The organism is Nitratiruptor sp. YY08-10, assembly GCF_016629565.1.
Classification (GTDB): domain Bacteria; phylum Campylobacterota; class Campylobacteria; order Campylobacterales; family Nitratiruptoraceae; genus Nitratiruptor.
The window spans coordinates 1,152,992-1,171,463 of sequence record NZ_AP023057.1 but is presented as its reverse complement, the minus strand read 5'-3'; the positions used below and the strand labels follow the sequence as shown (position 1 = coordinate 1,171,463).

Annotated in this window: 19 protein-coding genes; 10 read left to right on the top strand and 9 right to left on the bottom strand. The window is 39.8% G+C overall.

The window, feature by feature from the left end:
- From JG735_RS06240 to mobB, 6 genes are read right to left on the bottom strand one after another with little or no spacing between them, the layout of a single operon-like run.
- Positions 1 to 1,149: a calcium:proton antiporter gene (locus JG735_RS06240; protein ID WP_201334223.1), complete on the bottom strand. Its 1,149-nt coding sequence runs from the start codon at positions 1,147 to 1,149 to the stop codon at positions 1 to 3.
- Positions 1,150 to 1,160: 11 nt separating this feature from the next.
- A complete protein-coding gene (locus JG735_RS06235) occupies positions 1,161 to 2,123 on the bottom strand; it encodes a hypothetical protein (protein ID WP_201334222.1) in 963 nt (320 codons plus the stop codon).
- A complete protein-coding gene (metG, locus tag JG735_RS06230) occupies positions 2,120 to 4,018 on the bottom strand; it encodes a methionine--tRNA ligase (protein WP_201334221.1) in 1,899 nt (632 codons plus the stop codon). Before metG ends, JG735_RS06235 begins: the two co-directional genes overlap by 4 nt.
- Before the next feature lie 9 nt (positions 4,019 to 4,027).
- Positions 4,028 to 4,225 (bottom strand): hypothetical protein, encoded by a 198-nt coding sequence (locus JG735_RS06225; RefSeq protein ID WP_201334220.1) that lies wholly within the window; start codon positions 4,223 to 4,225, stop codon positions 4,028 to 4,030.
- On the bottom strand, positions 4,215 to 5,054 hold the full coding sequence (locus JG735_RS06220; protein WP_201334219.1) for a class 1 fructose-bisphosphatase: 840 nt from the start codon (positions 5,052 to 5,054) through the stop codon (positions 4,215 to 4,217). Before JG735_RS06220 ends, JG735_RS06225 begins: the two co-directional genes overlap by 11 nt.
- Position 5,055: 1 nt before the next feature.
- Positions 5,056 to 5,541: a molybdopterin-guanine dinucleotide biosynthesis protein B gene (mobB, locus tag JG735_RS06215; protein WP_201334218.1), complete on the bottom strand. Its 486-nt coding sequence runs from the start codon at positions 5,539 to 5,541 to the stop codon at positions 5,056 to 5,058.
- A 78-nt stretch (positions 5,542 to 5,619) separates the two neighbouring features.
- Between mobB and JG735_RS06210 the strand changes: the two genes are divergently transcribed.
- Positions 5,620 to 6,114 (top strand): hypothetical protein, encoded by a 495-nt coding sequence (locus tag JG735_RS06210; RefSeq protein ID WP_201334217.1) that lies wholly within the window; start codon positions 5,620 to 5,622, stop codon positions 6,112 to 6,114.
- On the opposite strand, the gene JG735_RS06205 is transcribed toward JG735_RS06210, so the two are convergent.
- The 3 genes from JG735_RS06205 to gltX are packed head-to-tail and all read right to left on the bottom strand — an operon-like array spanning position 6,053 to position 9,230.
- Positions 6,053 to 7,639 (bottom strand): lytic transglycosylase domain-containing protein, encoded by a 1,587-nt coding sequence (locus JG735_RS06205; RefSeq protein ID WP_201334216.1) that lies wholly within the window; start codon positions 7,637 to 7,639, stop codon positions 6,053 to 6,055. The two genes, JG735_RS06210 and JG735_RS06205, sit on opposite strands and share 62 nt — an antisense overlap.
- A complete protein-coding gene (locus JG735_RS06200; protein ID WP_201334215.1) occupies positions 7,636 to 7,938 on the bottom strand; it encodes a YggT family protein in 303 nt (100 codons plus the stop codon). Before JG735_RS06200 ends, JG735_RS06205 begins: the two co-directional genes overlap by 4 nt.
- Positions 7,935 to 9,230, bottom strand: a complete 1,296-nt coding sequence (gene gltX / locus JG735_RS06195) for a glutamate--tRNA ligase (RefSeq protein ID WP_201334214.1) — start codon at positions 9,228 to 9,230, stop codon at positions 7,935 to 7,937. Before gltX ends, JG735_RS06200 begins: the two co-directional genes overlap by 4 nt.
- A 74-nt stretch (positions 9,231 to 9,304) precedes the next feature.
- On the opposite strand from gltX, the gene JG735_RS06190 reads away from it, so the two are divergent.
- The 9 genes from JG735_RS06190 to JG735_RS06150 all read left to right on the top strand — a co-directional run bounded on the left by JG735_RS06190 (position 9,305) and on the right by JG735_RS06150 (position 18,472).
- On the top strand, positions 9,305 to 10,108 hold the full coding sequence (locus tag JG735_RS06190) for a phosphatidylserine decarboxylase (protein ID WP_201334213.1): 804 nt from the start codon (positions 9,305 to 9,307) through the stop codon (positions 10,106 to 10,108).
- Positions 10,108 to 10,386, top strand: coding sequence for a hypothetical protein (locus JG735_RS06185; RefSeq protein WP_201334212.1), 279 nt, complete (start codon positions 10,108 to 10,110; stop codon positions 10,384 to 10,386). Before JG735_RS06190 ends, JG735_RS06185 begins: the two co-directional genes overlap by 1 nt.
- A gap of 263 nt (positions 10,387 to 10,649) precedes the next feature.
- Positions 10,650 to 11,813 (top strand): OprD family outer membrane porin, encoded by a 1,164-nt coding sequence (locus JG735_RS06180; RefSeq protein ID WP_201334211.1) that lies wholly within the window; start codon positions 10,650 to 10,652, stop codon positions 11,811 to 11,813.
- An 8-nt stretch (positions 11,814 to 11,821) separates the two neighbouring features.
- Positions 11,822 to 12,043 (top strand): FeoA family protein, encoded by a 222-nt coding sequence (locus JG735_RS06175; RefSeq protein ID WP_201334210.1) that lies wholly within the window; start codon positions 11,822 to 11,824, stop codon positions 12,041 to 12,043.
- Positions 12,040 to 14,136, top strand: a complete 2,097-nt coding sequence (feoB, locus tag JG735_RS06170; RefSeq protein ID WP_201334209.1) for a ferrous iron transport protein B — start codon at positions 12,040 to 12,042, stop codon at positions 14,134 to 14,136. The genes JG735_RS06175 and feoB overlap by 4 nt, the downstream gene beginning before the upstream one ends.
- A gap of 59 nt (positions 14,137 to 14,195) precedes the next feature.
- Positions 14,196 to 14,627 (top strand): CoA-binding protein, encoded by a 432-nt coding sequence (locus JG735_RS06165; protein ID WP_201334208.1) that lies wholly within the window; start codon positions 14,196 to 14,198, stop codon positions 14,625 to 14,627.
- A 3-nt stretch (positions 14,628 to 14,630) separates the two neighbouring features.
- The gene (gene ilvA, locus JG735_RS06160) at positions 14,631 to 15,836 is read left to right on the top strand and encodes a threonine ammonia-lyase (RefSeq protein WP_201334207.1); all 1,206 of its coding nucleotides are present in this window, start codon (positions 14,631 to 14,633) and stop codon (positions 15,834 to 15,836) included.
- Positions 15,836 to 16,738: a phosphatase gene (locus JG735_RS06155; protein ID WP_201334206.1), complete on the top strand. Its 903-nt coding sequence runs from the start codon at positions 15,836 to 15,838 to the stop codon at positions 16,736 to 16,738. Before ilvA ends, JG735_RS06155 begins: the two co-directional genes overlap by 1 nt.
- A 39-nt stretch (positions 16,739 to 16,777) precedes the next feature.
- Entirely contained in the window at positions 16,778 to 18,472 is a 1,695-nt protein-coding gene (locus JG735_RS06150) for an acetolactate synthase large subunit (RefSeq protein ID WP_201334205.1), read from the top strand.

The window sequence follows — 18,472 nt, the reverse complement described above, 5'->3', positions numbered from 1 at the left end:
TTAATACATTGCTGCAATCACTGCAAAACAGGCAAAAAACATGAGATGCGAAACGCCCTCTATGTAGTTCGTCTCACCGTTGTCTGTCGTTTTCCAAGCCAAAATAACCGTTAACAGCAAAGCACCGATTTGCAGTGCGTTGAAATTGAGAGTAAATGGAATACCTTTGACGTAAGCAAGGCCCATCAGGATTGGAACTGTAAGCAAAATGGAGACGGTTGAAGCTCCCATTGCGATATTGACAACTCTTTGGATTTGGTCATTCTTTGCTGCCTTGATAGCTGTAATAAGTTCGGGAGAGACACTGATGATAGCGATGATAAGCCCTGCTAGTCCCGCATTGATTCCCAAACTTTGAAAAACATGTGCGGAGTCATGAGCGAATATTTCAGCCATAATCCCTACAGCAAAAATCAATGAAAAAATGACGATAAGATTTGCCCAGTTGGGAAATTTTTCAAAAATATAATCGTCTTCATGTTCCTCATTTTCTTGAATTTTCTTTCTTTTTTTCAGCCGCAAAATCCTACTTCTTGCGGTGGATTTGAAAAAATGGGAATGGGTTTTTGTTTGAAAAACATAAATGATTAAATAATAGGTAAAAAGCATTATTGAGATTATGATGCTTGCTTTGAGCAGCTTTTGTTCGCCATGAGGCGTGTAGACCAAAAGGCTAGGGACTAAAAGTGCGATAGAGGAAATGAATAATATAGTCGTATAGGTACTGGATGTATCTTCATTGTGCTCTTGCTCTGCAAATGCGAGCCCCCCGATAAAAACGGCAAGTCCCAATAGAACGTTCATATCTACGATTACGGCTGAAATGATACCACTTTTGACGGTTTCAAGCGCTCTTGTGTTGTTGTCTGCAGTAAGTATCATAAAAAGAAGGATAATCTCAACAGCAACTGCACTGAAAGTCAGGACGAAACTTCCGTAGGGTTCTCCTAAGCGTTCCGCTAAAATTTCAGCCACTTCGCTTACGGTGACAGAAAGTGCTACGATAGAAAGGGCTGATACCACAGCAGAGAGTACATCATAATGGTTCAGATGCAGAATGTAGGCTAAAATCCCAAAGAAGATACCAAATGCTATATCCCAATAATCCTCAGCAAAATCTAAAAATTCCGATGAACTGTCACTTTGCAATCAAAGACTCCTTAAAAAAGTGTTGCAGTCTGAGGACTGCGTTGCAGCCGATCAATGTCGAATTGTTCGGCTTGGACAAGTGCCACATGATAGAAGCAATTATACAAAATCTTTTGTGCTTCATCAAATGATTGAAAAGTTTGGCACTGGCAGCTATTCGGGTTTTGGCAAAGAAACAGTTTTGTACTCCATGGAGCTTTTTTTTGCAGGTAGTCCCAAAATGCCGAGGCGACCTCACAAGATATTTCGTGAATTATTACACGCTCACTTTTCCCAAATTCCGTCTCTTGAAATTGATGATCGACAAAATAGGGTCGACATTTTTGAAAATGCTCAATTTTTGAAAAATCGATATTGAGAAGATACTCTGCGGCTATAGCGAGGATATATGCCAACTCTTTTTGAAAAAAAGGAGATATCCTTACTCTTTCATAAAATCTGTTTTCAAAGATAAAACTGGTTTCGAAAAGATACTCCTGAACTATTTTGAAGTGTTCATTTTCTGTGATTTTGATTATATCCAAAGCAAGTTTTTTGGCTAAGGCTGCGGGAAGGAGAACAACTTTGACTTTTTCATGTTGAATGTTTCGCAAGAGTGTAGAAAAATCTTGAGTGATGATTGCATCTTTATCTTGGATGATGGTATTTGCAAGTTCAAATAATATCTCGTCACACGATACGAGGTCCACGCTATTTTGTATCATGAAAAAGCGAATAAGTCTAATGATAGTCTCTTGTAAATTATCCACGCGTATCCATGCCGCTTCACTATCGCTTATTTGAACAGGACCTTCGTGTAAAATGCCGTACGCCCCTTTTTGGATCGCATTATCAACATCTTTTTTTGAAAGCGCTACAAAAAGATCACCTCTTTTCAATTCTTCCAAAGAGGTAGATATGGCATTAAATTTTGATATAGGAGGTGTATTGAGAAGTTTCCCACCGGTGAGGCTGAGGATGCTTTGCAGCCTCATTTCACAGGTGTTCCCTCTTTTTTTGGTTCCATTGGTGCTACAAGCGTCAAGCCTTTTTCATCTTTTGCCGCCAAAATCATTCCTTCGCTTATGTGGCCCATTAGTTTTGCCGGCTTGAGATTGGCTACAACACATACCTGTTTTCCTACCAGTTCTTGTGGTGTGTAGTACTCTTTGATGCCTGCAATAATCTGTCTTGGTCTTTCCTCGCCAAGGTCTACTTGCAATTTCAAAAGTTTCTTACTTTTAGGAAGATCTTCGGCTTTGATGACAGTACCTACTTTGATGGAGACTTTGAAAAAGTCCTCTATAGTGATGTATTCCTCACGCTTTTGAGGAGTTTCCTCTTTTTTTTCCTCTTTCATGAGAGGCTCTTCAATCTTTGGAAAGAGTGGAGGAACTTTTTTGATGGTGAATGTTTCTAAAAGAGCAGATTGGTGAATATATTTTTCAAAACTGGATGGGTCAATGGTAAAACCGAGAGAATCAGCGATTTTTTGGGTCGTTTTTGGCATGACTGGATGCAAAAGGAGTGCCACTTTTGCAAGAATATTGCTTACAAGGGCAATGAGAGTCATCGCTTCATTTTCCTTGCCCTCTTTCATTTTAGCCCATGGGGCATAGGTATCGATCGCTTTGTTGGCAATATGGAGCATCTTCCAGATCTCTTCAAGATATCTGTTCCATTTCATTTCGTTGACAAGAGCATCCAGATTTTCGATAATAGATTGGATCTCTTGCAACTCTTTTTGATGGAATTGCTGTAAATCTTTACTGTTGACAGTATAACCGAAATATTTTCCACTCATTCCGATGATTCGATTGAGAAGATTGCCCAGATCATTTCCAAGATCGTTGTTGATTCGATCGATCAACGCTTTTTGACTGAAATCGCCATCTTGTCCAAAAGGCACTTCACGCAGCAAAAAATATCGAAAATTTTCAAGTCCATAGGCATCGGCCACTTTTTTTGGATCGATGACGTTTCCTTTGGATTTGCTCATCTTTTCGCCATTTCTTGTCCACCAACCGTGTGTTGCGATATGCTGAGGCATCGGTAGATCAAGACTCATTAAAAAAGCCGGCCAGTAAACAGCATGAAAACGCAGAATATCTTTTCCGACAAGATGAAAATCTGCTGGCCAGTAATACATCAGTTTTTCATCGCTTCCATATCCAAGAGCTGTGATATAGTTCAAAAGGGCGTCAAGCCACACATACATGACGTGTTTTGGATCATTGATTGAATCTGGAAGTTTGATCCCCCAATCAAAACTTGTACGGGTGATGGAGAGATCCTGAAGTCCGCTTTCGACAAAGCGGATCACTTCATTCTTTTTGTTTTTGGGAAGCACGAAAGCATCGTTGGTTCTATAGAGCTCCAACAGCTTATCTTGATATTTGGAAAGTTTGAAAAAATAGCTCTCTTCCTTGACGATGCTTGTTTGTTTGCCACAGTCTGGACAAAACTCCTCATCGATTAGTTGTGATTCGGGAAAGAATGCTTCACAGCTGATACAGTAGTGCCCCTCATATTCACCTTTGTAGATATCCCCCTTTTCATACATCTTTTCAAAAGCTTTTTGCACACCTATGATATGTTGCGGGTCCGTTGTCCGTATGAATTTATCGTAACTGATTTCAAATGCATCCCACAAAGCTTTAAATTTTGCACTGATCTCATCGGCGTACTCTTTTGGGGATTTTCCTCGTTTTTTTGCAGCCTCTTCTATTTTTTGTCCATGTTCGTCGGTTCCGGTAAGGAAAAAAGTATCAAATCCGTTGAGACGAAAATATCGTGCGGCACTGTCTGCAATGATCGTTGTATAGGCATGGCCAATATGGGGTACATCGTTGACATAATAGATAGGGGTAGTAATATAACGTTTTTTCATAAACTCTCCTTAAAATTCAAATCCTCCGCCTTTTCCTTTGTTCATACTTTCATAAACTGCTTGAACATATCGATTGCGTATTTTGCAACCGATAATCTCCTTGCATGCAAGGCAGCTTGTTGTTTGTTTTTCTTGTTGGCACTTTTTAAGCTCTTTTGCTGCCTCTTCCAAAGCCTGCTCATAACGGTCCAACTCTCTATTTTTCATAATATTCTCTCACTTTTCCTATCTCATACCGTGAACCAAAAAAGCAGGGTGTCGTATCATGTATGGCTTGTGTTGTAAGATCCAGTAAACGGTTTCCTTGATCATCGATCGCTTCGCCTCCGGCTTTTTCATAAACATGGGCAAAAGGAAACACTTCAAATACTTTTCTCAGTTTCCCCTTCGGTTTGTCTTCAGTGCCAGGATAGCTGAACAGCCCTCCCTTTTTGACTAAAATCTGATGCAAATCAGGAACCATTCCGCCGGAATATCGAAGACGGTACCCTTGTGAAAAGAGATTTTCTATGAGTGCTTTATGGTGTGGATACCAATATTGTTGGGTGCCACCCGGAGCATTCAGCTTTCCTTTCTTGTCAAGTTGCAGCTCTTCCATAAAGTGAAATGCACCGTTTTGCAAAATAAATCGTTCCGCTTTGATCGTAGAGATGACCATCTCCACTCTTGGACCATACACTACATACACAGCCGCCTTCAAATTTTTTCCATGAAAACCGTTTTCATATATTCCAAAAATGGATCCGACACTCAGGTTGACATCTACAAGACTGCTGCCATCGAGAGGATCGTATCCGACGAGATATTTTCCTTGTTCATTGATCGTGACAGGTTCACTTTTTTCTTCACTGGCCAATACTTTTACGGAGCTTGTTTTACTTAGTTGCTCTTCAATGATAAGGTCGCTTTGTACATCCAGTTTGAGCTGTTGATCTCCAGATTCGTTCGCACTGTCACTATATCCAAAATCGGTTGTTTGGATTGTTTGGGCAATCCGTATGGCGCTCTTTTGTATCGCTTCAATAATCTCTGTCATGTTACACCTCTTGTGCGTTGTTCAAAATCCACTGTATGATCTGGTCTGTATCGTTGAGATCCAAAATATCTAAATGTTCAGGGACTTGGGATGCATCAATGGTATGGTCTATTGCGACCGCTTTGATAAAGCCGAAATAGGATGGATCGAGCTCTCCTCGAAAGACTCCAATTCGCGGCAATGGGAGGTATTTGAGCCCTTCAACGAGCAAAATATCGAAATCATGGATCATCTCTATAATCTCATCAATACTTTTTCGTCTATGGGAAAAATAGGTGGTCCTTGTAGGAGAAGTGACGACAACTTCCGCACCCGTTTGAAAAAATCGGTAGCTATCTTTCCCCTCTGTATCGAACTGTGCTTTATCCTTTGGATCGTTTTTGACAATGGCTACTTTGTATGTATTGATCAATTTTTGTGCTACTTTTTCTATAATGGTTGTTTTACCGCTGTTGGAAGGACCTGTAAAGGCGACTGCTACCCTCAATACACTACCTTTTTTTGTTGATATTTTATCCAATGAAAAGTTAAGCTAAGATATAATTGAAAGAAAAAAGAGGTTTTCATGAATTGGAAAAAAATCGTATGTATCATTGTGCTTTCATTTTCTTTTGTGGGATGTCACAATGCTTTGCCTTCCATCATCTCAAAGGATACAAAATATACCGAAGCATTGAGGTATACGAAAAAAACGACTTTTGATATTTCATTGGAAGAGAAAGCTCTTTTTATCGCAACATATCTCAATCCTTTGGAAAAAAAGGGGGATGGAGAATATTTTTTCATTCGGACTTTCATAGATAACGATTTCGAGGATGCCGCAAAAGCGGGACTGCACCATCCGGGTGTGCAGATAACGCTCAACGGGGAAGCTCCTGTACAAATACGAGAACTGAAAAATGAGGATATTTTAGTAAAACAGATGCCTTTTACACAGCAATGGTATCGGTACTACCTCGTTCGTTTTCCAAAACAGAAACAGAGCCAGTTGAAACTCACTATCGCTTTTGATGGGTACGGAGAAAAAGTGTTGCTCTTTTCAAAACCGATCGAAGAGTGATCGGTTTTTGCAAAAGATATCGATATACATAGTAATTTGCTAACACCTTTTTCCCATACTCTTTCGTCTCTTCATAGCTAATGAGTTCCATTGCAAGCATTGCATCATATTTTTGAAAGAGAGGGAAAATCTTTCTTTTTGTATAACCATATCCTCCGTTATAAGCATATGCTATGAGTAAAGGATTTTGATCAAGCCTTTTTTGCAAATATCGTATATGATCCAGTGCAAAAGAGACGGCGATCTTTTCATTGAACATCATATCAAGATCGAAATTTTTTATCCGCCGTTTTTTGGCTGTTGCCTTGGCCAAAAAGGGCATAAACTGCAATGGTCCCAAAGCAAAAGACCTGGAGATACTTCCTGGATAAAATTTGCTCTCTTGTTTTGCGAGGGCATAGAGCAATGCCTTTGTATTTGTATCGGTGTTTTGCAACAGATTTTCATAGGGCATTACAAAAGGATGTATTCTGTATCGGCTCTCTTTTTCGACGATATTTGCATAGATAAAGTCGATATTATCGCATTGAAACCTCTTTTTTAATTTTGTGAGATTGCCTTCTTTTAATCTTTTATCTATTTGCCAAACAACAAAGGGATCGCTTGCATTGATATCACATATTGTTCCAAAGGTTTTGACAGTACAAAAATCTCTATACGGCTTGTGAACCATTTCATATGCGAGCAAAGTATAGATGTTTAGATCCCATGAGTTGAGGAGTCGATCAAGATAGGTTCTATTTTTTGTGATGTGATAAAGCCAGTAGGCTGCTCTGTCTTTATGTGATTGATAGTAAGCTTTTTTCAAAGCTCTTTGCAAATAGGGAATTGCGAAAGCGTTTCTGTGATATTTGAGTGCAATGAGCGCTACTTTGAAACTATCAGACGCGTTGAGGTATTGTGGGGGGAGCTTCAACAAGGAGAGTTCAATATTTTTGAGATCTTCTGTGAGAGCCAAATGAAGAAATGTTGAAAATCCTTTTTCATCGGAAAGTTTTTTTAAAAAATTTTGTGGTAGCCAGAAATTGAACTTTGATTTTCTATAGTATGATCCGCAGCGAGTGAACAGCCATAGATATTTTTGCGGTTCTTTCATTGAAAGAGCTACGGGGTGTTTTGAGAGTAAAAACCGATACTCTTTTTCTATTTTTGGAAAATGTCTCAATTTGTTGTAGAGCTTTTTCTGTTCATTTTTTGGCAGTTGTAAAAATGTATAAGGAGAAAGAGATGCTGCAATACAGGAGGGTTCTTGTTTGCAAAGCTTTTGTGCATCCATTCTCAGACATTGGGCTATGCGTTCAATTTCAGGATTCTTGATCTTTTTTGCGTATCGAAAAAAGATTTTCTTATTTACATATCGTGTCTGTTCAATGGCTTTTTGCGCTTCCACCGGAGTGATGTTTTGATCAAGAAATCGCCAGATGTAGTAATCTTTTGGAATGGATCGAGGTTTGGATGTAAGATAGTCTAGTGTGATTTCTTTAGAAAAAAGGAGAAAGGGCAAGAAAAAAAGAAGTTTTTTCAAGCCCCAAGCCTCACAGAAATCTGCATCAGAAGCCGTACGAAAAAGAGATCGATGAACTGAAGGGCTATGATGACAATAAGGGGTGCCAAGTCGATGCCGCCTATGATAGTAGGAATATATCGCCGAATCCATGCATAAACTGGCTCGGTCAGTCGATAGAGCGTCTGTACGATGGGATTGTATGGATCGGGTCGAACCCAGCTAATGAGAGCGGCAATGATGATGACCCATATATAGATATTGATAACCATGTGCAGTATTTGGGCCAAAGCCTGTAACAGTGTTCCGATTACGATCATTGTATCACCTCTTTGATATGGTTTTTTATTGCCGGATAGAGCTCTGAAAGCTCCGGTCCATGTTCCGCACCTGTTAATAGGATTCGAAGCGGTTTAAAAAATTTCTTGCCTTTGAGACCACTTTTTTGCATAAGCTCTTTTTTGAATTCGTCAAAACTTTCAGGAAGCTCCATCGATGATAAGAGACTCCGCAATGTCTCGATCTCCTCGTGAAATGCTTCGTTTTCTCTTTTGGCATTGAAGATTAAATCTATTTTACTTTTGAGTTCTTTTAATGTGCTGGCTTCTTCGAGGTAAAGTTTGGCCAAAGCTCCAAACTCTTCATCAATTCCGAGTATCTGTGCGAGCTCTCTTTCATTCTTCATCTGTAGATGCATCCGGTTGATAAATCGCAATTTTTCGATATCAAACTTTGCAGGTGCTTTTGAGATATTTTTAAGATCAAACCACTCAATCGCCTCTTGTACTGTAAATATCTCTTTCGGTGTTTTGTTTCCGAGCAAAATGAGATAGTTTGCAATCGCTTCAGGTAAAAATCCTTCCTCCAAGAGCCATTTGACGCTGGAAGCTTTGTCTCGTTTACTCATCTTCTTGCCATCTTCATTGAGGATAATGGGCAGATGAGCATACTCTATTTTTTTATCGTATCCAAGAGCATTTCGTATATGGATCTGCTTAGGCGTGTTGCTGACATGATCTTCACCCCGTATGACAAGGGTGATATCATAGAGCATATCGTCTATTGCACATGCGAAGTTATATGTGGGTCTTGCATCCGCCCGTAAAATGACAAAACTATCCACTTCATTTGGTGCAAAAGTGATATGACCTTTGATAATGTCGTCAAATTCTATCGGTTGTGCTGGTTTTTTGATACGCACAACAAATGGTTCACCTCTTTGACTTGCTTCATCCAATGTTATATTTTCACATTTTCCACTATATCTGTAGGCACGTTTTTCCTTTTTTGCCTCTTCTCGCTCCTTTTCAAGCTCTTCGGGTGTGCAAAAACAGGCAAACGCTTTGCCTTCATTGAGCAGTTTATAAGCGAAATTTTGATGAAAAGAGAAGTTCTTGCTCTGATAGACAACGTCATCATAGTGCAGACCGAAAGTATTAAGAATTTCTAAAATCTCTTTATCTTTTCCTTCGATATTTCTCTCAATATCGGTATCCTCAATTCGTATTAAAAACCGTTCGTTGCGTTTTTTTGCTTCGATATAGTTAAAGATGGCAACTCGCAGATTGCCGATATGCATATCTCCTGTGGGACTTGGAGCAAAACGTATCATACTACTCCTTACGTAGGTAAATTTTGCCAAAGTTTATACGATTTTTGTTAAAATTCCAAATAAAAAGGGCCACATTGAAAAAGCGGGTCGTTACGAATATTGTCTCACGCGGTTTCGGCAAATTTGCCAGTCACAAATTCCACCCTGTGATTCAAAAATATATCAATCGTGCCTATGTACGTCTTCTGCATCTTGATATGAGTGAATTTCGCTCTCCTGAATCCTATGAGAGTCTCAATGCACTCTTTACAAGGAAGCTTGAAAAGAAACGAAATCTTCAAGAGGGTGTAATATCTCCGACAGACTCATTAATTACGGAGTGCGGCAGACTCAACGGGGATAAAGCATTGCAAATCAAAGGGATGAGCTATAGTGTTTCAGAGCTTTTACAAGAGTGCGATGAAAGTAAAATTGTCGATGGTCAATATATCAATCTCTATCTCTCTCCACGAGACTATCATAGATACCATATGCCCTACGACTTACAGGTAAAAAGAGTTGTGCATGTTCCGGGGAAACTCTATCCTGTCAATCTTCGCTATTTAAGAAAAAAAATCGATCTCTTTATCGAAAATGAGCGTGTTGTTTTGGAGTGTTATACAAAAAGTGGTATCCAGATGTTTATAGTGTTGGTGGGTGCGTTGAATGTCGGAAAGATGACGCTTGTTTTTGAAAAAAGAGTCGAAACCAATAAACCAAAAGAGATACAGATATTTGAGTATGAAGACCTGTGGCTAAAAAAAGGGGAGCTGCTTGGCTATTTTAAAATGGGCTCAACGGTTTTGCTCTTCTTTCAAAGAGAAAGAAGTGAGCTTTTGATACAATCTGGAGAGTATGTACGATTTGGTCAACAAATAGCAAAATTAAAGGAAAAGTGATGGAAAATGTGAACCCAGAAGATGTTTTGATTGTGGAAGCGGAGATTGTACCTGATGGGATGGGAGGATGGATGATTCGCTGTCTCAATACCGAAACCAACGAGGAACGCTACTGTAAAACGATAGAAGAGTACAGCGCTTTTTTGAACGAGTGTGTCTATACTACCTCAAAAGAGAATTTCCAAGCAGTGTGGCTAGAGTCTCCAAAAGCGACTCCTAAAATGATAGCAGATGTCCGTAAGAAGCTAATGGATTTTTATAATCAAATGGGAGAGTGAATCACTCTCCGAGATATGGCTGCTTTGTCTTTTCCAACCAAAAATAAATTTATTTTAGAGTTTCTCAATTCTGTCAAGTCTAATTAGCTTGGAAGCTTATCGTAAAAAATGATTTTTAGAATCTTTTTGAAATATTATTGCAGTGTATGCATTGTTGCCAAGAATGAACCGTTCCGCTTCTTAAATGATAGTGATTATCAATATAAGAAAAAAGTAAGCTTTATTTGTATATTATTTTGAAAATCATTTTCAAGGAGATGTTTGTGAAAGCAGGTTTTCTTATTTCTGTCCTAGCAGCTAGCGCTCTTTTTGCACAAAATAGCTTCATCGATTATTCGATGGAAATTAGAAGTGGATATATCCATCTTGAAAATAAAAATGCAATTGATCAAAAAGCATTCGGACTTGGAGGAAACATCCATATAGAAACAAAAGAGTATAAAGGTTTGAAAGCAGGAGCAACTTTTTATACCTTACAAGACTTGGGTCTTAATCCCAACAATAAAGATAAAGTAGCACAGGAGTTTTACGGTCCGAAAACCAAGAGTCTTAGTTTTGTAAGTGAAGTCTATGTATCTTATCATGCATATGATACGTCGCTTCAGATTGGGCGCTTCTTATTTGATTCACCACATGCGGACAGCGATGATATTATGATGGTACCAAACTATTTTGAAGGAGTTCTTGTAACAAACAACAGTCTGGAAAATATCTCATTTACTGTTGGACATCTCAATAAAATGGCTGGCTGGGAGAATGGTGTTGATACCAAAAAATTTGTTCGACTCGATGAAGTAATGGGTCTTGATAAAAAAACAGACGGTATGAGTATTGCTGCAATTGAGTATGAAAAGGGACCTTTGACAGTAGGTGTTTGGGGATATAAACTCTATGATGTGGCCGATATTATCTATACTGAATTGTCATACGGTTTTACCTTTAATGATATAGAGACGACAGTTTCAGTACAATTGGACAAAGCGGATGATTGTGGGGATGCACTTGCAGGAAAAATTGAAGCAAAAACTTTTGGTGCGATGATAGAGAGTAGCTATGAAAATGTAACTCTCCTTTTTGCTTATAACAAAGATTTTGGTGATACTGGAAGTATGTTTAGTTTTGGTGGAGGACCTTTCTTTACATCTATGGAGGTTCAGACAATTGATGCAGTTGCAGATAAAGATGCAAGAAGCTATCTTGTTGGTGCAGATTATGGTGTAGAAGATGAGTACAATGTAGGATGTATGTTTGGAAAGTTTGTCGCAGGTGATTCGGATAGTTATGATACACAGGAGATTGATGTTTATATATCGGCAAAACTGCCATTTGATATTGATGCACAGTTGGTATATGCCAACATAAATGATAGGACGCAAACGAATGCAGATCAAAACTATTTTAAAGTCATACTCAAAAGAAGTTTTTAGGAGGAGCAATGAGAGTAAGTGATATGAAAATAGGAGATGAAGCAGTTATCAAAAAAGTAACTGCTGAAGAACCTATTCGAAGTAGATTATATGCAATGGGAATAACAAGAGGAAACCGAATAAAACTTCTTGATCATACCCTCAAAAAGCAGACCTGGGAAGTAGAGATTGAAGGTACAAGAGTAGCACTGAGGGACGAAGAAGCAAAATCGATAGAGGTGGAAAAATGAAAAAAATCAAAGCTGTAATGGTCGGACAGCCCAATGTGGGAAAATCTTCAATTATCAATGCCATTTCCAATGCCCGGCTTCATGTAGGAAACTTCGCAGGTGTTACGGTTGAAAAAAAAGAGGTTGAAATCACAAAAAATGAGTATGAACTTGATATAGTCGATCTTCCTGGTATCTACTCTTTGCATGCATATACACCTGAAGAGCATGTAACGAAAAAATATCTATTGCAAGAAGAGTATGATGTCATCATTAACGTTGTGGATGCCAATGTTCTACAAAGGAACCTCATTTTTACGTTGCAACTTCTTGATATGCAAAAGAAGATGATCTTGGTTGTGAATATGATCGATGAGGTGGAGGAAAAAGGCGGCTCTATCGATGCACAAAAGCTGTCTGAACTTCTTGGAATTCCAGTAATTTTGACAAGTGCAAAACAAAAAAGAGGTGTTGAAGAGATTCCAGATAAGCTTATAGAAATCTATGAAAGCACACGATGCGATTGTAAAATCTACTACAACGAAAAAATTGAAGAAGAGATCGAAAAACTCTCCACCATACTTTTAAAATCCCCTCATATCCAAGACTCTAAAATTGCACGTTTTTATACGATTCGGCTTTTAGAAAAAGATGAGGATGTCTATAAGATTATTCACGATCTTCCGATATTTCTTGAGCTTCATGAAGCTCTTGGAGAATCGATGAAGCGCCTAGAATTGGAGTTTGACATTGATGATGTTCGAGATCTTTTTGCGCAAGAAAGAAATGCTTTGGCAAAAAGTATTGTTATGCAGGTCATGCAGCTGCCTCGAAAAGAGAGCTTGACAGATAAAATTGATAAAATCTTGATCCATCCAATTTTTGGTTTGCCAATATTTCTGTTTTTCATGTGGGCATTGTTTCAGCTTACATTTGAGATTGGCTCCATTCCGATGGATTATATTGATCAAACGGTGAGCAACTTTGCCGATTGGCTCAAAGGGATTTTGCCTCCGGGAGATCTCAATTCCGTAATTACTGATGGTGTCATTCCGGCAGTTGGTGCGATTATCATGTTTTTGCCAAATATTTTGATCCTGTTTTTGGGGATCAATCTGCTTGAACAGACGGGTTATATGTCACGAGCCGCCTTTTTGCTCGATGGATTTTTGAAAAAGTTTGGTCTTCAAGGAAAAGCCTTTATTCCGCTTGTGAGCGGTTTTGGTTGTACAGTTCCAGCATACATGGCGGCAAGGACACTCAAAAATCCAAAAGATAGACTTATTACGATGCTTATTTTGGGATTTATGAACTGTAGTGCGAGGCTGCCAGTGTATGTTCTTTTCATTGCGGCATTTTTCCCAACACATAGTGCCGGAAATGTGCTTTTTGCAATCTATATTTTAGGTGCAATTCTTGGTCTTATTGTTGCAAAGATTTTACGAATTGTTCTATTTAAAGGTGAGCCTGAGCCGTTCGTTATGGAGATGCCACCATACCGTTTTCCATCACTCAAAGCGCTTGCGATGGAGCTATGGATTAAAACGAAACTGTTTATTAAAAAAGCGGGAACATTTATTGCGGGTACTGCAATGATTATCTGGTTTTTGAGCAGTTATCCTGTTGATCAAAAATTAATACATATATATGAACAAAAAATTGAATTTGCAAAGAGTGAGCAGGAAAAGACAAAGTTGCAAAATGAACTTGCAGCAAAAAGTTTGGAAAATAGTTATCTTGGTCAATTTGGAAAAGCGATCGAACCGATTTTTGCACCACTTGGATTTGATTGGAGAATGAGTGTTGCAACAATAAGTGGACTTGCTGCAAAAGAGGTTGTTGTTTCAACACTCGCTACACTTTATGCAGTAGGAGAAGCCGATGAAAACAACTCTACATTTATTCAAAAGTTACGAGAAAACATAGATTTTAAAGCTGCTATTGCACTCATTATCATCATAATGATCTATAGCCCTTGTGTTGCTGCGATGAGTACATTTTATGCAGAAGTACCACAATGGGCTTGGCGAACATTTTATACCATCTATCCAAATGTCTTGGCTTGGATTATGGCCTTTTTGGCATATAATATTCTCTCGGTAGCTGGTTTTTAATCTATTCGATCCTAAGGTAAAGTTTGGTAAAATCGGGCAACTTTACCGAAAGGATCGTTATGGAGTGTGAATTCCCTACTATCAATGCCAATACAGAGGAAATCAAACAGATTTTTGAAAATGTCAAAACGATTGCTGTCGTAGGTTTGTCTCCAAATCCTCAAAAAGATAGCCACAAAGTGGCACAATATCTCCAAAGTGTAGGTTATAAAATAGTGCCAATCTATCCTAAAGAGGAGAAAATACTTGGAGAAAAGGTATACCGGTCATTGAAAGAGGTTCCTTTTGCCATAGATATGATCGATGTTTTTAGAAAACCGGCTGCTGTTGGCCCTATAGTCGATGCGGCACTTGAAAGAGGGGATATCAAAGTTGTATGGCTGCAAAAAGGGATTGTGAATAACGAAGCAGCGCACAAAGCAAGAGAAGCCGGATTGAAAGTGGTACAAAACAGATGTACTATGGTAGATCACCGAGCGATTTTTGGATAAGCGATGATTGAACTTAAAAAAATAGAAGAGGCAAGAAAACGGATAGAGCCTGTCATCAGCCGTACTCCGTATGCATACGCTCCGATACTGAGCAAGCGAAGTGGAAAAAATGTCTATCTGAAAAAAGAGAATCTACAGGTTACGGGAGCTTTCAAACTCAGAGGTGCATTCAATAAAATCGCCTCTTTGGAGAATAAAGAGATAGGTGTAGTGGCTGCAAGTGCAGGCAACCACGCCCAAGGCGTTGCTTTTAGTGCGAACTACTTTGCTATCCCTGCTACCATTGTAATGCCGGAAAACACCCCTTTGACAAAAGTCAATGGTGTGAAAGCGTATGGTGCTGAAGTTATCTTACACGGCTCCAATTATGATGAAGCATATCTTTTTGCAGTAGAGTATGCAAAACAGAAAGAGAAAATCTTTGTCCATCCTTTTGCCGACTATGAAGTGATGGCAGGACAGGGGACGATTGCATTGGAGATTTTGGAGGAGGCGCACGAACTAGATGCTATTGTTGTGCCTATTGGCGGGGGAGGTTTGATCGCCGGGATTGCAAGTGCTGTACAACAGATCAATCCTTCTATCCAGGTTATCGGTGTCACTGCTGCTGGAGCTCCAGCGATGCGAAACTCTTACCAGCTTGGAAAACCGGTTGATTCAACGGAAGTAAAAACGATCGCAGACGGTATAGCGGTCCGAGATACATCAAAGATGACCCTCGATATCATTTTGGAAACCGTTGATGATATTGTGGAAGTAGACGATGAAGAGATAGCCGATGCTATTTTACTGCTCTTGGAAAAACAGAAACTTCTTGTTGAAGGTGCCGGTGCAGTAGGAGTTGCCGCATTGTTATATGACAAGGTGGATTTGCCGGAAGGTGCAAATGTTGCGGTGCTTTTGAGTGGAGGCAATATTGATGTAACGATGCTCAATGTCATTATAGAAAAAGGTTTGATCAAATCCTATAGAAAAATGAAGCTCATTGTTACGCTAGTGGATAAGCCGGGCTCTTTGATGAAGCTGACTGAATTGCTGGCAAAAGCCAATGCCAATATCGTTCAGATCGGGTATGACAGGACATCTGCAAAGCTTGCTTTTGGTGATGCAAATGTCTCTATAGGACTTGAGACAAAAGGAAAAGAGCATCAAGAGGAGATACGTACGCTTCTTAGTGAACATGGATATCGATTTTATGAGGAGCGGTAATGGCTGTTGGAATTGATATAGGCTCCAACTCCTTACGAATGATCCAGATCGATTGTACGACATTGAAGAAAAAACATTCATTTGAAAGGGTTGTTCGTACAGCGGAAGAACTCGAGTCTACGGGTCGTATCTCGGAAGCTGCACAGCAAAGAATCATAGAAGCTCTGCTAGAAATTAAAGAGATTATCGCAGATGATAGATATAAAGCAGTAGCTACGGCGGCATTTCGAAAAGCGAAAAATGCAAAAGAGGTCTGCAAAACAATATTCGATCAAACCGGTATCCAAGTGGAAATTATCGATACTGCTCAAGAGTCGCTCTACAGTGTCAAAGGTGTAGAGTACGGGTTGCAGCTTCGAAAAATTCCTTCCCAGAAATTTTTGATGGTCGATATTGGAGGAGGATCCACTGAAATCATTTTAAAAAACAAAAGAGATCTCATTTTTGAAAGCTTTGGTATAGGGATTTTGACTACAATACAAAAATACCATACCAAAGAGGAGATTCTTTTTGGTATCAAAAAAAAGATGCAAGAGGTCAAGCTCTTTTTGCACGATATATTTGAGCATTTCGGAAAGCCAAAGATTTTTGTGGGCACCGGCGGTACACCAACGACTGTTGCGGCATTGAAAGCGGGAATGAGTTACGAGACATTCGATGCCGAGAAGATAAGTGGAACTGCCATAGAAATCAAAGATATCGAAGAAGCCTATAAGCGTTTGATCAAACTTCCTCCGAAAGAGCGGGCAAAACTGGTAGGAACAGGACGAGAAGACGCGATCATTGCAGGGCTTGTGATATTGGAAGAGATTATGAAACAAGTTGGATTGCGCTCGATGATTGTAAGTGATGAAGGAGTCCGCGAAGGTGTGGCCCTTTGGCTTTGTGAAATGAAACGATAATTGGATACAATAACAAAAAACATGAGCTTAGGAGATACAATGGCGAAAATGACCGGCGCTCAGATGGTTGTAGAAGCAATGCGAGAAGAGGGAGTCGAAGTAGTTTTTGGCTACCCTGGCGGCGCCATAATGAATGTGTATGACGAAATTTACAAACATAAATATTTTCAACATATTCTTACAAGGCATGAACAAGCTGCAGTTCATGCAGCGGATGGATATGCGAGAGCGACTGGAAAAGTGGGAGTTGCTTTTGTAACAAGTGGACCTGGGTTTACGAATGCAGTAACCGGTTTGGCGACAGCCTATATGGATTCAATCCCAATGGTTGTGATCAGTGGGCAGGTACCCCTGAGCATGATAGGAACGGATGCTTTTCAAGAAATTGATGCAGTAGGTATCAGCAGGCCGTGTACAAAACATAATTTCCTTGTCAAAAGTGCTGAAGAACTGCCAGAAATTTTAGCCGAAGCATTCTATATCGCACGATCTGGCCGACCTGGGCCCGTACATGTGGATATACCAAAAGATGTAACCGCACAATTGGCAGACTTTAATTATCCCAAAGAGGTGAAGTTAGAGACATACAAACCCACCATCAAGGGAAATGCACGACAGATTAAAAAAGCGGTTGAGGCGATCGCAAATGCCAAAAAGCCTGTTTTTTATCTGGGTGGAGGGATTATCCATTCAAATAGCGCGGAGCTTGTCCGTGAGCTTGTAGATTTTACTCAGATTCCTGCAGTTGAGACATTGATGGCACGGGGAACCCTTCGCTATGATGACCCGATGCTTCTTGGCATGGTTGGCATGCACGGGACGTATGCAGCCAATATGGCGATGAGTGAGGCTGATCTGCTCATTGCTCTTGGACCGAGATTTGATGACAGAGTGACAGGGAAGCTTTCTGAATTTGCAAAATATGCAAAAATTATCCATGTAGATATAGATCCAAGCAGTATCGGAAAACTTGTGCATGTGGATTATCCGATCGTAGGAGATCTCAAAGCGGTGCTTGAAGAGCTTGTCCCACAGGCAAAAGCAAAAGTGGATCCAAGCAGGTATGAAGCGTGGCGAGAGATTTTAAACAGATACAATGAGCTCCATCCACTTACATATGAGGATAGTGATGAAGTGTTGAAACCGGAATGGGTCATTCAAAGAGTCGGAGAGAAACTCAAAGGCAAAGCGAGAATCTCCACTGATGTGGGACAGCATCAGATGTGGACTGCACAGTATTATCCGTTTACAAGACCAAGAGAGTTTATTACAAGTGGTGGTCTTGGAACAATGGGATTTGGATTTCCAGCGGCTATGGGGGTAAAACGGGGAGTACCTGATGAGATCAGTATCAATATCAGTGGTGATGGATCGATATTGATGAATATTCAAGAGCTGATGACGGCTGTAGAACATCGCCTTCCTGTTATCAACATCATTTTAAACAACAACTACCTTGGTATGGTGCGTCAATGGCAGACATTTTTTTACGATAAACGCTATGCCGAAACGGATCTGTCGATGCAACCAGATTTCGTTAGACTTGCCGAGAGCTTTGGTGGCGTTGGATATCGAGTAAAGACAAAAGAGGAGTTTGACAAAGCTTTGGATGATGCAATCAGCAAAGGTGTGGTAGCCTTGATCGATGTTGTTGTGGACCGGTACGAAAACGTTCTTCCAATGGTACCTGCTGGTGGAAGTCTATACAATATGCTTTTGGAATATAAGGATTGA

Coding starts and splice junctions, on each gene's coding strand:
- JG735_RS06235 (WP_201334222.1), bottom strand. CDS start 2,123: ATGAGGCTGCAAAGCATCCTCAGCCTCACCGGTGGGAAACTTCTCAAT.
- metG (WP_201334221.1), bottom strand. CDS start 4,018: ATGAAAAAACGTTATATTACTACCCCTATCTATTATGTCAACGATGTA.
- JG735_RS06225 (WP_201334220.1), bottom strand. CDS start 4,225: ATGAAAAATAGAGAGTTGGACCGTTATGAGCAGGCTTTGGAAGAGGCA.
- JG735_RS06220 (WP_201334219.1), bottom strand. CDS start 5,054: ATGACAGAGATTATTGAAGCGATACAAAAGAGCGCCATACGGATTGCC.
- JG735_RS06210 (WP_201334217.1), top strand. CDS start 5,620: ATGAATTGGAAAAAAATCGTATGTATCATTGTGCTTTCATTTTCTTTT.
- JG735_RS06200 (WP_201334215.1), bottom strand. CDS start 7,938: ATGATCGTAATCGGAACACTGTTACAGGCTTTGGCCCAAATACTGCAC.
- gltX (WP_201334214.1), bottom strand. CDS start 9,230: ATGATACGTTTTGCTCCAAGTCCCACAGGAGATATGCATATCGGCAAT.
- JG735_RS06185 (WP_201334212.1), top strand. CDS start 10,108: ATGGAAAATGTGAACCCAGAAGATGTTTTGATTGTGGAAGCGGAGATT.
- JG735_RS06175 (WP_201334210.1), top strand. CDS start 11,822: ATGAGAGTAAGTGATATGAAAATAGGAGATGAAGCAGTTATCAAAAAA.
- feoB (WP_201334209.1), top strand. CDS start 12,040: ATGAAAAAAATCAAAGCTGTAATGGTCGGACAGCCCAATGTGGGAAAA.
- JG735_RS06165 (WP_201334208.1), top strand. CDS start 14,196: ATGGAGTGTGAATTCCCTACTATCAATGCCAATACAGAGGAAATCAAA.
- ilvA (WP_201334207.1), top strand. CDS start 14,631: ATGATTGAACTTAAAAAAATAGAAGAGGCAAGAAAACGGATAGAGCCT.
- JG735_RS06155 (WP_201334206.1), top strand. CDS start 15,836: ATGGCTGTTGGAATTGATATAGGCTCCAACTCCTTACGAATGATCCAG.
- JG735_RS06150 (WP_201334205.1), top strand. CDS start 16,778: ATGGCGAAAATGACCGGCGCTCAGATGGTTGTAGAAGCAATGCGAGAA.